Here is a 13,152-nt window from a genome sequence, read left to right as displayed (position 1 = left end):
GACGTTTTTGGTTTAGAACCCCTATCCCCCCGCCCCCTTTCCCCGCACGCGGAGAAAGGGGGAGAGATTCTCTCTGTGTTTGCGGGGTGGAGGTTAGGGTTTCCAAGCCCCGAAGGGGTGGTTGCTTTTAGTCTGCTGCTTTAGCGGCGGGATCACTGGGATTACGATGTCAACACAATCTAAATCCCTGCACCAAAACCGGAGCTAAAAGCAGCGTCTTTGTCCTCCCTGATCTCAGCCCGGTGCTTTAGCGCTGGACTACCTATCTCCCCTCTCCACATGCGCAGAGGGGAAGGGGTTTCGGGGGTCACCCTTACGAAAAACGGATTCAATACGAACCAACACACCAAATGTCAATGACAACGACTACACCGTCCTTCCCTCTTTCACTCCGCCCCACATTCACCCCCCGTTGGGGTGTTTGGGGGTTACGGGCTGCCGCTCTCAGCTACCTTATGCTGTTCGCCCTTGTTCCGGTGATCGTCGTCAGTGTCCAGGGCTTGCGCGGGGGGTGGGATGCCTTCTGGCTCAGCATCAGTCGTCCAGCGGCAATCAACGCCATGTGGCTTTCCATCTGGACAGCGGCAGTCATGGCGGTGATCAACGCAATCATGGGGACGCTCACCGCCTACGTCCTCGTTCACTATCACTTCCCAGGCAAGGGGCTGCTCAATATCCTGATCGATATTCCCTTTTCCGTCCCCGCTCTTGTCACCGGCGTCATGCTCATCTTGCTTTACGGTCCGCAAACGGTGATCGGCAAATTTTTTGAGAAGGAATTGGGCGTCAAGATCATCTTTGCCTCGCCCGGGATTATCCTTGCCCTGCTCTTTATTGGCTATCCGTTCGTCGTTCGCGCCGTACAACCTGTCCTCATGTCCCTTGAGGCAAGCCAGCAAGAGGCGGCGCTCACCCTCGGCGCATCCCCCTGGCGGACGTTCCGACGGGTCATTTTCCCCGCGATCCTTCCCGCTGTGCTAACCGGAGCGCTGCTGAGTTTTGCGCGGGCATTGGGCGAATTCGGCTCGGCGGTCATTATTTCCGGCAACATCCCCATGCGCACCCAAACGGCAACGGTCTACGTCTATACCCAAGTAGAAAATGGCAACATGGCGGCGGCAAGCAGCATTTCTTGCTTACTGTTGTTACTCGCCTTTGCCCTCACCCTTGCGGCGGATCGCATCATTCGGAGGACGCACCGTGAACACCACTGAGCGGGCAAAGCGTCCCCAAAACCTCGTTGGGGCAGTCCTTGTTGGGATCGTCCTGCTGTACGGGCTGGTGTTGGTTGCCGCCCCCTTTATTGCCGTCCTCGGTGGGGCGTTCAGTCGCGGTGGCGAGGCGCTCATCCGCGAACTGACGCGCCCCGATGTGCTAATTGCCTTTCGTCTCAGCCTCATTGCTGCCTTCACCGCCGTGATTATCAACACGATTGCTGGTATTGCCCTCGCCTGGGTCTTGGTGCGTCATGAGTTCCGCGGCAAGCACTTTTTTGATGCCCTTGTCGATGCGCCCTTTATCTTTTCCCCCGTCATTTTCGGCTACACGATGATCGTCCTCTTTGGGCGCTTGGGGTGGTTCAAAACGGAGTCTGTCGCCCTTGTTTATTCCCCCCTAGCGGTGGTCATTGCTACCGTCTTTGTCACCCTGCCTTTCGTCGTGCGCGAGGTGCAGCCTATCCTTGCCTCGCTCCGTCGGGAACAGGAAGATGCCGCCGCCACGATGGGCGCCAGCCGTTGGCGCACCTTTCGGCGGGTGATCCTTCCTCAAATCTCACGGGCGCTTGGCTTTGGAATCATGCTCACCTTCATTCGCGCCATAGGCGACTACGGGGCAGTGGCGGTGGCAGGTGGGCAGATTGAACGCACCACCGAGACAGCGACAGTCTACCTTCAACGGGCGCTGGATGATCGAAACAACGTGGGCGGCTATGGGATTGCCCTTGTTCTCATCGTCTTGTCTATCCTTTCACTGGTGATTATGGATGTATTGCGACGCGGTAAGACCGGCGTCGCCCTCAGGAGAGGCGAATAACGATGTCTATCCATCTCGAAAATGTCCAAAAATCATTTGGCAAGACGCCCGTCGTTCAGGATGTCACCCTGACCATTGAGCGCGGCGATTTCTTCGTATTGCTAGGCGAGAGCGGCAGCGGGAAAAGTACCATTCTACGCATGATCGCTGGACTCACCCCGCTGGATAAAGGGCGCGTCTGGCTGCACGGGCAGGATGTCACCCGTCTCCCTCCCCAAAAACGGAACACCGGCGTTGTCTTTCAGGGTTATTCCCTTTTCCGGCACATGACCGTTGCCGAAAACATCGCCTTTGGGCTGGATGTGCGGCGCGTCTCCAAAGCGGCGCAAGCGGCGCGGGTGGGGGAACTGCTCAGTTTGATTCAGTTGGCGGGCTATGGTGAGCGCTATCCCGATCAGCTTTCCGGCGGTCAGCAGCAGCGCGTTGCCTTAGCGCGGGCGCTTGCCTATGAACCGGAGGTCTTGCTGTTGGATGAGCCGTTCGGGGCGCTTGATGTGCGCATCCGCACCCAGTTGCGGCGCGATGTACGGGCGATCCAACGCCGCTTAGGGATCACCGCCATCCTCGTCACCCATGATCAGGACGAGGCGCTTGAACTTGCCGATCAGATCGGGGTCATTGAAAACGGTCGGCTTGTAGAAGTCGGGACACCAACCGCCCTTTATCAGACTCCCCAACACCGTTACACCGCCTTCTTTTTAGGGACGGCAAACCTCATCCCCGCCGGATGGGAGGGAGCTAAGACGGAGATCATGGCACGCCCAGAGGCGATCAGCGTGGCGCGGCACGTTGGCGAGGTCGAAGGCGAGGTCATTGGCTACGGCATGGTGACCGAAACCATCTTTGCCGGGGCATGCGAGCGCGTCAGCCTGACCTTGGAATCTGGCGTCACGGTGAATGCCCTCTTAACGGGCGAGACGGCAACCCAGCTAAGCCTTCATGCCGGTGAGCGCCTCGCCGTTGGGGTACGCAGTTATCGCGTCATTTCCGGGGAATCCGTCATAGAGGGGCGGGCGGCACTGCGGTTGGTATCCTAAGGCATCGCCCGCACCCCGTAGAGATGCCCCCTGGGCATCCGCCTGCCCTGCGGTTGCGATTCACCGTCGGGCTAACTCACCATCTCTGGCACAGCCAACCCGGTGATCTCAGCGCTCACCGTCCACAACCGCGCCCATTCGTCCTTCTCATACGATCCCTTCACCGAAGGTTTCGCCTTCTTCTTTTCAAAGTATTTCCCGCTCACATCCTCTACCTCTGGCGAGGTGGCAAGGTAAACAGACGTTTCCGCGCCCTTTTCCACCGTCAGCCCGAACCGCTGCAAAACACCCATCACCCCTTTGATAAACCCGTTTGGGGTGTTATGCCAAAACCCCGTGCGCACAAAGCCCGGATGAAGCGCGTTCACCGTGACCCCTCTCACGCCTGATTCCTTCAAACGCCGCGCCAACTCATAGGTGAAGTAGATGTTCATCAGCTTGGAACGTCCGTAGGCGGCGAAGGCGGCGTATGCCTTCTTCAGTTCAATATCCTCAAAGTCGATTTTTCCCATCTGGTGAGCATCCGACGAAACATTGATGATCCGTGCCGGGGCGCTTGCCTGAAGCATATCCAAAAGCAGATTCGTCAGCAGGAAGTAACTGAGATGGTTGAGGGCAAAGGTCATCTCATGTCCCTCACTCGTTTCTTCGCGCTGGAAGAAAATCCCCCCCGCATTGTTGATCAAAATGTGCAAGCGATCATGGCGTGCCTTGAATTCATCGGCAAGGCGATGCACGTCGGCAATCAGCGAGAGATCACCGATCAGCCCTTCGATGTTTGGGTTGTTCGTCACCGTTTTGATTTCGGCAATGACTGCCTGTGTTCGTTCGGAGTTACGCCCGACGATCACAACGGTTGCCCCTTGTTTTGCCAACTCAAGCGCCGTTTGCTTCCCAATCCCGTTCGTTGCGCCGGTGATCAGGACGGTTTTTCCACTCAACGTAGTCATACATCTCCCAATGTGCTTATATTACATACGCACCTTACGCACAGACCCTCACCCCCCAGCCCCCCTCAGCCCGCTACGCGGGAGAGGGGGAATACCCTTTTTTTGAGGGGGCTTCCCCCTCAAGCTGCCCCTTTCGATGAATACGGGGTGAACAAACCCAAGTGCGTAAAGTGAGTTACAGAGTTACTTTACAAGGGTAAAGTTAAACATGCCCGTCCCAAACATCCCGTAGAGGCGTATCCACATCAGCAGCATCCCTTCCATCGCCCGCGCCCCGCTTAGATCACCGAGGTCAAGGATCGTCTGCCAGCCGAACCATATTTTCAAGATGTCTGCCACTGTCGCCCGTGCCTCAGGGTCGTTCCCACATAGCGGGAGGAAGTGATCTCCCCCAAGCTGTGATGGATTGACCATCAGCGCCGCCGTCACCGTGTTCAGCGCCTTCACAACTTTCACATCGGGGAACGCCCGTTGAATCTGCTCACCGAGTGAATCGGTGTTGGCTACAAAGAGCGCCGGAAACCCCTGCGAAAAATCCAGCGGGTTGGCGAGATCGATCAGGATTTTCCCTGCCATGTTCTCTGCACCCGCCAGCGTGAGCGCCTCTAGCGACCCACTGCCGCTGATGCAGTTAAAGAGAATTTCGCCAAACTGCGCCGTTTCGCCCAATGTGCCAATCTGGGTGTTCGCTGTCCCCTCCGCCCATTCGGTCAATTTTGCCGCATCCCGCGCCCCAAGCATCACGGGATGACCCAGTGAGGCAATCTTTGTCCCTAATGTTTGGGCAACCTTGCCCGATCCAAGAATGCCAACGTTCATCATAACCCCTCTTTGCTCTATTCATCACAATCATCCCATACATTTTGACGTGTTGTCTGAGCCAATCGTTACCAAACGAGGGTGTGTTGACCTTCTCTAACCCGCCCTCCCCGCGCCCCTTTCCCTGTTTACGGGGAAAGGGGTGCGGGGAGGATAGGGTTTTTCTCGAAATCACTGTGACAGCCGTTTACCAGTGGTAGCCGAAACGTAGGCGAAAGGGGGATCAAAAAAACAGCTTGCGGGTTAGAATAATAGGTATGGACACACGCCTTCAAGCCTATCTCGTTTACCTTGCCTTCAGCCTCCTTATGGGGGTGGTGATTACCCCGCTCGTCTTTTGGGGGAAGGGGCGCAAACCCGCCAGCGGCTTTTTTGTCGGCGCATTGGCGGTAATTCCCTTTGGGGTGGCAGCACTTCTCATTCTGTGGTTTGCCCTCCGCCGCCGCCCCCCCCCAGATCGGACGGGCTTTGATCTCGCCGTCGCCTACAATCTGGGGGTTGCTGCCCTCATGGGTGGGCGCGTGGAGGAAGCACGCTTTTACTTCACCCAAGTCACCCACAGCGATCCGCGCCATGTTGGGGCGTGGCTCTATTTGGTCAACCTTGCCACCTCCCCCTTAGAAGCGTGGAGTTTTGTTCAGCAGGCACGCGCCATAGACCCCACAAACCCCCTTGTCCATGAAACAGCGACCCTCGTCTGGTCACAAGTTCAGCGTTATTATTCTGGGCAGCAAGAGTACGCTATTCCACGCTAAAGGATGAGGACACATCATCGTGACGATGCCAAACATCACCCCCACCCAAGTAAAAAGCCGCCTCGATTCCGGCGAAGCACTTGTAATTTTGGATATTCGGGAGGAATGGGAAGTGGAAACTGCCGCCCTCGCCGGCGTGCTGCACATCCCTATGGATAACCTCCCCGCTGAGGTGGAACGTCTCCCAAAGGAGTCCCCCCTTGTGATCATGTGCCATCATGGGAATCGCGGTGAGCAGGTCGCCTGGTGGCTTATGGCGCAGGGCTATACAAACATCTTGAATATGATGGGCGGCATCAACCAATGGTCAAGCGAGGTTGATCCCGCCGTTCCCACCTATTAACCCCCTCACCCCGGTAGGGACGCGCTGCAGCGCGTCCGCCTTCCCCCGCAAAGCAGCTTAACGACGTTTCCGCCGCGCCATCGTTCGTTTATCCCCCGTCGCTGCCCGCCGAACGGGGATTGTCGCCCGCCGTCCTCGCGCCTTCACCACCCCTCGCAGTGTTTTTGTCGTCCCGCTGCCTTCTTGCAGCGTGGCGATCAACATTTCCGTCGTCTCGCGGTTGCGTTCACTGGGCGGGGTCAAGCCGAATGCCTCCCAAACACTGGTCGTCCCTGTATCATCGTGTTGGGTGGGAGGTGGCACAGGGCGCTCCGTGAGAATTTTCGGCGGGTCTGGGGCAAAGAGCCTTACCGGTGGCGAGGCGGCGGGCATGGCATACGTTTGCGTCACCTCCAGCGGCGGCGCAGAGGCAGGGGGGGGAGCGGCGGGCGGGGCAACCAATGAGACGGGAACGGTCAACGCCTGTGGGTCGGCATGTTCTGCGCCGGTGTGCAGCGCTTCCTCTAGACCTTTTGGTTTGCGCGGTTTGGTATCGGCTATGGGTGGTTCAGCCCCGCTCAGCGACGCCACAAACGAGGGGTCGGGCGGCGCGGGGAGCGGCGTCCCCCCCCGTAAAATAGTCGCCTCTGTTGGCGGCGGCGGTGGTGCCATGCGCGGCAAGGCGATAGGCGTTGGAGCGGTGGTCGTGTAGCTCATCGGCATCGTTGCTTCAGCGCTTAGCAGAGAGGCGTCATCCTCGTCCAAGACAATCGCCCGTTCCACATCGGGCAGCGCCACATGTGCGGCACGGGGGGCGCTAGGGGCAACCGATTCAATGGGCTGTCGGCTTGTTTTGTGGGCAAGTGCCGCCCGTTCTTCCCAATTCGGCGCGGGGCGCATGGCAAATCGTTCTTGTTTGTCAGGGTCAATGCGCACCCCGCTGAGTTCCACCTGTTTACGGAGCGCCTTCAGGCTCTCGCTCATCAGCCCCTCTAGGCGACGGCGATAGCCGAGGCGCGGCAGAATACCCCGCAAGTGGTACTCGAACGTCCAGTTCACAATCGTCCCTTCGGGAATTGGCTGTAGACGTAGCCGCCCCCGATAGTCTCGATAACGTCCCTCCACCATGACATACTCATAGCCAAGATTTTCCAACCACTGGCTGATCTCCTCAATGGTGGCACGCCCCGCCTCATCCACCACGCGCCGCCGCGTTCCCACCACCCCAATCTTTGTGCTGAGGATCGACACTTGCTTATAGCCCTTGTGCCATTTCGAGATCAACTCTGGGCGGGCGAGGAATCCCCACACCGCTTCGGCGGGCGCAGCGATGGTCTGGCGCTGGTCAATAGACGGCACGCGATACATACTCCTCGTGGTTTTCGGTTGCGTGGTGAGTTTAACATGATCAGGTACAATTGGCATGAGTGGCAGGCAATCGGCACAGGAAATGGCATCATGCCGAGTCCGGCAGTCGTCTTTGGCTTCATTATGGCAACGCTCTACGGGGCGGCATTTCACCTTGTCTCTGGGGGAAATGCGCGGCGGTTGGCGCTTTACCTCTTGGCGGGTTGGCTTGGGTTTGCGCTAGGGCAAATCTTTGGCAATGCCTTTGCCGTGACGCTCTTTCGCGTCGGGCAAATCAACCTGTTTGCCGCAACCTTCGGCGCACTCATGGCACTTCTGTTCACACGGTTTCTGACCAGCAAACGCGCCCCACGCTTGGGCAAAGGCGCTCTAAGGGGGACTTTAGGGAATGTCCAACGCTCCCGAACCATGGATCGCTAAAGACCATCTGGCAGACGATACGCCTAAGAACGAATCACGTCCAACGATGATGCGTTGGATGGGCATTGCCTTTGGCGGCTTGGCGCTCTTTGTCATCATCGGCTTTCTCATCGCCGTCATTGGCGGCGCATCAGATTCAGCGGGCGTGGCAAACTTTTTCCGCATCCTGCGCGATTTCTTCATTGTCGTTTTGGCGCTGCAAGGGATTTTGATCTGCGCTGCCTTCGTCCTCCTCATCATCCAACTAACCGCCCTTGTCAATCTCTTGAGCAGTGAGGTGAAACCGATCTTGGAGGAAGCACGGGATACGATTGCCACCGCACGGGGGACGACAGAATTTGTCTCGCAGAGCGTCACCCGTCCCGTCATTCGCACCACCTCCACCGTCGTGGGGGCGGTCACCTTTCTGCGCGAGGTCGGCAACATCCGCCGCCTAGTACGTGGAAAGAAGAAATCCTAAGATGGGGCGTTTTTTTTGGCGCGGGGCGGTCATAGGGGCAGTCATCGGCGCGGTGATTGGCTTCATCCGCGCTCCCCGCAGCGGGCGCGAAAGCCGCGCCTTGCTTGCCGAACAAACGCAAGATGCCGCCACTCACCTTCGCCGCCAGATCGACGGCGAGAGCATCGATGAATCCCTACGGGCGGGAAAAGCCGCCGCCCGCCAATTGAATCGGGCTGACAAGCGTTGACACGCTAATTGATACAATGAGTGATTGAGTGATCTGTCAGTCACGCTGGCATCCAAACGAGGTGTACCGATGGAGTCGAACCGTCCCTTCACGCCACATCAGGCGCCCGTTCACGATATTCGGGCGCTGCCTGTCCTACCCCCGACAAAACTGATTGGACGAGATAAAGTTGCCGCTGCCCTCTACCCGGCGCTGAAAGCTGGCGGCGCCTTCCTCATCGCGGGTGGGGCAGGGATGGGCAAGACGGCGCTGGCAGCGGTCTTGGCAACGGGCTATATTGCCTCCAAGCGGGGCGGCGTCCTCTGGCTGGACGTGTTGGAAGATGACGCTCGGACACTGGTAGCGCGGGTGGGGCGTGCCTTCGGGGTTGATACCTATGCCCCCTATGCAGGCGGAAGTACCGTCCGTGCCTCCCAAGCGCGGGCGCGGCTGATGCAAAGCCGCCCGTTGATCGTCCTTGATGGCATTGTCGATCTCGACGCCGCCTATGAGTTTATCCAAGCCTGTGCCGCTGAAGTCCCCGTCTTGATCACCTACGATTCCCCCCCAAGCGAGGATTCACGCTGGACAAGCGCCCACCTCGCCCCCCTTAGCCAAACAGAGCGCGTCGATATGTTCCGCCATTATGCGGGCAGCCCCGCCGCCGACCCCAATGACGATCTCTTTGGGTTGGGAAAGATCATCGGTGGTGTGCCGCTCACCCTAGAACTGTTCGGGCGCTATGCCGCTGCGGAGAAGCTCTCCCCGGGCGAGATTGTCGCCAGCCTTCCCACCACCACTGGCGAGGACACCCTGGGGACGATTTTAGGGATGATCTTCAAGCGCCTTCCCGCGCCGGCACAAGGGGTGATCATGGCTATGTCGATCACCTTTGCGGGCGGCGCCGGGGTGGAGGTTGTCTCTGGGCTGACCAAAATCGTCCCCGAACAAACCCTTTCCCTCTTGCGGCTTTTGGTCGGGCGTGGGCTGCTGCGCGAAAGCACGCTCTATCGCCAACCTTATTTCACCATTCACGAATCTGTCGCCCGCTATTTTCAGGGAATGTTGCGCGGTTATGGGCGTCTGGAAGGGCTAGAAGGGCGGATGTTGCAGGTCATGGCGGGGTATGTTGACCGCCACGCGAAGGAGTCGCCTTCCGATCATGATGCGCTGGTTGTGGAACTCCCCAATATCTTGGGGGCGGGGGCGGTTTTTACCGACAAAAGCGATCACGACGCCCTCGGACACCTCATTGTCGCGCTGGAGGTGAAGGCCGGGAATTTCCTTAGTGTGCGTGGTTTCCGTCCCGAAATCGATCAGCTCAAACAGCTTGTCGCGCTCATCCAGCCGACAACGCCCACCCCAATCCCCTTGCCTGTGCCTACCTCGCCCACAGAAATGCCCCAAACCGCCCTCCCCCCTGCCCCCAAACAACCCCATTTCCTTGAACCGGAACCCTCCCCCGACGATAGCCAAGCGACGCCCCCCCTGCCCCTGAATCTGTTCAATACCGGAATCAAGACGCCAACGCCAAAGGTCGAAACACAGCCGATCCAAAAACTTCCCCCTCCGCTTGATCTCGCCCCCACCCTTGCTGGCGATCAAGCCCTTCCCGACCTTCCCCCAACGCCTGCCGATTTTGTGCCGGCACATGCCGAGCGCGACCCGCTCCCGCTCACCCTTGATGAAGTGGACACCGAGCCGCTCACCCTTGCCCCACTTGGGGAAGCGCCCGCCCAAGAGGACAGCCCTCCCCCCGTTGAGGAGGTCACTCTGGACAGCCTTCAGGAGGCGCTGGCAGCAGCCGCGAACGACCCCGCACGCGAGGCAGCCGTCCTCATGCGGCTAGGAGCATTCGCCCGCTTGGAGATGGAAAATGACGCTGACGCCACAAACTATTATGCCGATGCCCTCAGCCACTATGAACAATTAAAGGACGCGGCGGGGGAGGCAGATGCCCTTGAACAGCTTGCCTCGCTGTGCCGTTTCCGCGATTACAAAAAGATGGACGACTATGCCACGCGGGGCATTGCGGCGGCGCGGAAAGCGGGCGATAAACCCCGCACTGCACGGCTGATCATGATGCAAGGGATGGCGAAGGCAGCGACGGGCGGCGATGAGATACAAGTGTATACGAATGTCGTAGAGCAGCTGCGTGCCACCGAACAGTGGGATTCGATTGGGCAAGGGCTTGCCCGCTTAGGAATGGCGTATCAGGATGCCAAGAAACATCAGGAAGCGATTCTGATGTTGGAGCAGGCATTGACCATCTTCCACCGCGAAGGGCTGGAGAACGACGAAGCCTTTTATACCGGACAAATTGCCGCCAACCACGAGGCGCTGCGGGCGTGGACGCAAGCGCAAAGTTACTATGAGCGGGCGCTTTTCCTCAACCGCGAGCAAGGCGATACCCACAACGAATCGGTGAATTTAGTGGGGTTGGCGCGGGTGCGTTATTTCCAAAATGATCGCTCTGAAGCGGTTGCCAATTACAGCCGCGCCATCCACCTTGTTTATGAGCAGAATCCGACGGTCAAGCTGCGCTTGGGCGAATATGCGCGGGAATTGGGGCGCTTGCTTTTGGATGATGTACAAACGCTTTCCCAAGCAGCGGAATTTCTGAAAGAAGCCGTTGAAGCAAATGATCGAGACACATTGGCAAAAGGCTTATTGGAGCGGGCAGAAACCCGGATAAAGCGCATTGCGGCGGCGGGGACAGCGCTCCCCCAAGCCACCACAAACCGCGAGTTCGCGGCAAAGGCGTATGTGGGATAGCAGAGGGTCAACGACAGCCCTTTCCCCTCCTCAACAAGGGGGATGACGAGCCGCTTTCGGTGTGTGCTTCCACACACGGGCAAAGGGTAAATCGAGATTCTGAAGGGTAAACCTCTCATACAACCCAATCTGGCGAATGTGGGGAGGGAATCTGTACCCCGTTTAAGCCCCAACGGGGTGATCAGCCTTAGCGCTGGCATTGTAACCCCACGCTTTGCTATCCAGTCTTGTTCCTTTCGCCAAACAAGGGGGCTTGGTGAATCCTTGCGGCGTAGGCTATTATGATAGGGACTGTCCTCGTAGATTCATCGATGAGATCACCATGTTCAGCCGCCTAACCTGAGAGATACGAGACCTTATGGCTAAACGATGGATCGTTTTGTTCATCCTAGTTGTTCTTACCTTCCCCGCCGCCCTTACCACTGCTCAACCATCAACACCCCCGCCATGGCAGCGGATCACCCCCGGCGGAGAAACCATCTGCGCCGATGGCTCGTCCTACAGCTATTTTTACCGCCCCGGCACAAACGATAACCTCGTCATTTTCTTTGCTGGTGGGGGCGCTTGTTGGGATGAGGGAATGTGCGCTACCGAGAGTGGCATGTACCGCCCAAACGTCCCCGCCGACCTCCCAGATCGCTATCGGGATGGCATGTTCACAGATCGCCCCGAAAACCCCTTTCAGGGGGATCAGATCATCTTGCTGAGCTACTGCACAGGCGATCTGCACATCGGGAACAGTGATCATACCTATGAGCAGGGGTCATCGAGGATCACCATTCATCATCGGGGGTTTGTCAACGCCCAAACCGCCCTCGCCCAAATTTATGAACGCTTCCCCACCCCATCACGGGTGTTCATTGCGGGCGGCAGTGCGGGCAGTTTGGGGGCAATTGTTCACGCCAAAGGTATCTTAGAACACTATGATGGCGTGCCAGCCTACCACCTTGGTGATTCGGGTGTGGGTGTCGTGGCGGTGGGTTGGACGGGGTTTGATGTGTGGGGGACGGTGGAGGTGCTGCACGAATGGCTGCCAGAGCTAGAGAACACACCCCCTTCCGACCAAACGGTAAATATCCTTTACAAAGCAGTGGCGGCGCGTTTTCCAGCCGTTACGTTTGCCCAATTCACCACCGTAAATGACGGGGTGCAGTCCTTTTTCTTGGCGCTGACGGGTGAAAGCGGCTGGCAAGAGGCAATGCAGCAAATGTTGAACGATCTTCAGCAAAGCGTGCCAAACTTCCGCGCCTTCATCAATGGCGGCAGCGGGCATACCATTCTGACCCGCCCTGAGTTTTACACCTATCAAACGGCAGGGATTCCCTTCCGCGATTGGTTGGCTGATCTCGTCAGCGGCATTCCGGTGAAAAGCCTTCACTGCACCAACTGTGCGGTAGCGGAACTCCTCAATTGAGACTATCCTAGAAGCGCATTGCGTTTTTCATGTTTACGAGGTGTGCCATGCGTAAGGTTGTGATTTCCCTTTCACTGATCATGGTCATGGTCTTTCTCGCCGCCTGTGGCAGTTCACAGCCAGCGCCGACCAACCCGCCAGGCAACCCTTCCCCCGAATCATCGCAAAACTTGCCTGATCCTTGCCTCTTGATCATCAAAGAGGAAGTCCGTGAAATCTTTGACAACACACCTGTCGATGGGACATCCAGTGTGGGGCGGTTTGAGTCTGAATGTATTTACAATGATACCAATGGGAACACCATTCTGACGGTCTATCTGGGCGTTGCCAAACAGGGAAACACCGATATGTTCGAGGCGCTCAAAAGCCCGTCCTACATCAAGCCAACGCCGATAGCCGGCTTGGGGGAAGATGCTTTCTATGATGCGGGAACAACCCTCGCTCTCTACATTCGGAAAGGGACGTTGTATGCGCAGATATACAGCAGCGCCGCATCGTTTCGGGGCGATTTAACGCGCCTTCAACTGGCGGCTGCCCTCGTTGTTGCCAGAATGCCTTAACGAATACCTCCCCAAGCATCCCTTCTCATG

General features: G+C 57.9%; 14 protein-coding genes. 11 read left to right on the top strand and 3 right to left on the bottom strand.

Annotation, left to right across the window (positions count from 1 at the left end; translation table 11 throughout):
• Positions 1-356: 356 nt before the first annotated feature.
• The 3 genes from cysT to HS103_00170 are packed head-to-tail and all read left to right on the top strand — an operon-like array spanning position 357 to position 3,071.
• The gene (gene cysT, locus HS103_00180) at positions 357-1,214 is read left to right on the top strand and encodes a sulfate ABC transporter permease subunit CysT (GenBank protein MBE7511218.1); all 858 of its coding nucleotides are present in this window, start codon (positions 357-359) and stop codon (positions 1,212-1,214) included.
• Positions 1,201-2,034 carry a sulfate ABC transporter permease subunit gene (locus HS103_00175; protein ID MBE7511217.1) on the top strand — a complete coding sequence of 278 codons (834 nt, stop codon included), beginning with the start codon at positions 1,201-1,203 and terminating at the stop codon, positions 2,032-2,034. Before cysT ends, HS103_00175 begins: the two co-directional genes overlap by 14 nt.
• 2 nt (positions 2,035-2,036) lie before the next feature.
• Positions 2,037-3,071, top strand: a complete 1,035-nt coding sequence (locus tag HS103_00170) for an ABC transporter ATP-binding protein (GenBank protein ID MBE7511216.1) — start codon at positions 2,037-2,039, stop codon at positions 3,069-3,071.
• 71 nt (positions 3,072-3,142) lie between these two features.
• Here the strand turns inward: HS103_00170 and HS103_00165 are convergent, their stop codons facing one another.
• Both HS103_00165 and HS103_00160 read right to left on the bottom strand, forming a co-directional pair.
• The gene (locus tag HS103_00165) at positions 3,143-4,021 is read right to left on the bottom strand and encodes an SDR family oxidoreductase (GenBank protein ID MBE7511215.1); all 879 of its coding nucleotides are present in this window, start codon (positions 4,019-4,021) and stop codon (positions 3,143-3,145) included.
• 183 nt (positions 4,022-4,204) lie between these two features.
• Positions 4,205-4,840, bottom strand: coding sequence for an NAD(P)-binding domain-containing protein (locus tag HS103_00160; protein ID MBE7511214.1), 636 nt, complete (start codon positions 4,838-4,840; stop codon positions 4,205-4,207).
• Between the two features lie 257 nt (positions 4,841-5,097).
• On the opposite strand from HS103_00160, the gene HS103_00155 reads away from it, so the two are divergent.
• Positions 5,098-5,595 carry a hypothetical protein gene (locus HS103_00155; GenBank protein ID MBE7511213.1) on the top strand — a complete coding sequence of 166 codons (498 nt, stop codon included), beginning with the start codon at positions 5,098-5,100 and terminating at the stop codon, positions 5,593-5,595.
• Positions 5,596-5,620: 25 nt separating this feature from the next.
• The gene (locus tag HS103_00150) at positions 5,621-5,938 is read left to right on the top strand and encodes a sulfurtransferase (protein MBE7511212.1); all 318 of its coding nucleotides are present in this window, start codon (positions 5,621-5,623) and stop codon (positions 5,936-5,938) included.
• A gap of 57 nt (positions 5,939-5,995) precedes the next feature.
• Here HS103_00150 and HS103_00145 read toward each other — a convergent pair whose 3' ends face one another.
• Positions 5,996-7,276: an SRPBCC family protein gene (locus HS103_00145; protein ID MBE7511211.1), complete on the bottom strand. Its 1,281-nt coding sequence runs from the start codon at positions 7,274-7,276 to the stop codon at positions 5,996-5,998.
• 45 nt (positions 7,277-7,321) lie between these two features.
• On the opposite strand from HS103_00145, the gene HS103_00140 reads away from it, so the two are divergent.
• The 6 genes from HS103_00140 (at position 7,322) to HS103_00115 (ending at position 13,122) form a co-directional block, all read left to right on the top strand.
• Entirely contained in the window at positions 7,322-7,705 is a 384-nt protein-coding gene (locus HS103_00140) for a hypothetical protein (GenBank protein MBE7511210.1), read from the top strand.
• Complete coding sequence (locus HS103_00135) at positions 7,674-8,165, top strand: hypothetical protein (GenBank protein ID MBE7511209.1); 492 nt, start codon at positions 7,674-7,676, stop codon at positions 8,163-8,165. Before HS103_00140 ends, HS103_00135 begins: the two co-directional genes overlap by 32 nt.
• Before the next feature lies 1 nt (position 8,166).
• A complete protein-coding gene (locus HS103_00130) occupies positions 8,167-8,394 on the top strand; it encodes a YtxH domain-containing protein (GenBank protein MBE7511208.1) in 228 nt (75 codons plus the stop codon).
• 69 nt (positions 8,395-8,463) lie between these two features.
• A complete protein-coding gene (locus HS103_00125) occupies positions 8,464-11,148 on the top strand; it encodes a hypothetical protein (protein ID MBE7511207.1) in 2,685 nt (894 codons plus the stop codon).
• A gap of 358 nt (positions 11,149-11,506) precedes the next feature.
• Positions 11,507-12,562, top strand: a complete 1,056-nt coding sequence (locus tag HS103_00120; GenBank protein ID MBE7511206.1) for a hypothetical protein — start codon at positions 11,507-11,509, stop codon at positions 12,560-12,562.
• Positions 12,563-12,609: 47 nt separating this feature from the next.
• The gene (locus tag HS103_00115; GenBank protein ID MBE7511205.1) at positions 12,610-13,122 is read left to right on the top strand and encodes a hypothetical protein; all 513 of its coding nucleotides are present in this window, start codon (positions 12,610-12,612) and stop codon (positions 13,120-13,122) included.
• The last annotated feature ends 30 nt before the right edge of the window (positions 13,123-13,152 follow it).

Source organism: Anaerolineales bacterium (assembly GCA_015075625.1).
GTDB lineage: Bacteria > Chloroflexota > Anaerolineae > Aggregatilineales > UBA2796 > UBA2796.
The sequence above is the reverse complement of the archived record's forward strand: the minus strand, read 5'-3'. Positions and strand labels throughout refer to the sequence as shown.

What these genes read in the sequence shown, in the direction of transcription:
- HS103_00130 (MBE7511208.1), top strand. Translation starts at nt 8,167, where the DNA reads ATGGGGCGTTTTTTTTGGCGCGGGGCGGTCATAGGGGCAGTCATCGGC.
- HS103_00150 (MBE7511212.1), top strand. Translation starts at nt 5,621, where the DNA reads ATGCCAAACATCACCCCCACCCAAGTAAAAAGCCGCCTCGATTCCGGC.
- HS103_00170 (MBE7511216.1), top strand. Translation starts at nt 2,037, where the DNA reads ATGTCTATCCATCTCGAAAATGTCCAAAAATCATTTGGCAAGACGCCC.
- HS103_00140 (MBE7511210.1), top strand. Translation starts at nt 7,322, where the DNA reads ATGATCAGGTACAATTGGCATGAGTGGCAGGCAATCGGCACAGGAAAT.
- HS103_00155 (MBE7511213.1), top strand. Translation starts at nt 5,098, where the DNA reads ATGGACACACGCCTTCAAGCCTATCTCGTTTACCTTGCCTTCAGCCTC.
- HS103_00135 (MBE7511209.1), top strand. Translation starts at nt 7,674, where the DNA reads ATGTCCAACGCTCCCGAACCATGGATCGCTAAAGACCATCTGGCAGAC.
- HS103_00165 (MBE7511215.1), bottom strand. Translation starts at nt 4,021, where the DNA reads ATGACTACGTTGAGTGGAAAAACCGTCCTGATCACCGGCGCAACGAAC.
- HS103_00125 (MBE7511207.1), top strand. Translation starts at nt 8,464, where the DNA reads ATGGAGTCGAACCGTCCCTTCACGCCACATCAGGCGCCCGTTCACGAT.
- HS103_00160 (MBE7511214.1), bottom strand. Translation starts at nt 4,840, where the DNA reads ATGAACGTTGGCATTCTTGGATCGGGCAAGGTTGCCCAAACATTAGGG.
- HS103_00115 (MBE7511205.1), top strand. Translation starts at nt 12,610, where the DNA reads ATGCGTAAGGTTGTGATTTCCCTTTCACTGATCATGGTCATGGTCTTT.
- HS103_00120 (MBE7511206.1), top strand. Translation starts at nt 11,507, where the DNA reads ATGGCTAAACGATGGATCGTTTTGTTCATCCTAGTTGTTCTTACCTTC.
- cysT (MBE7511218.1), top strand. Translation starts at nt 357, where the DNA reads ATGACAACGACTACACCGTCCTTCCCTCTTTCACTCCGCCCCACATTC.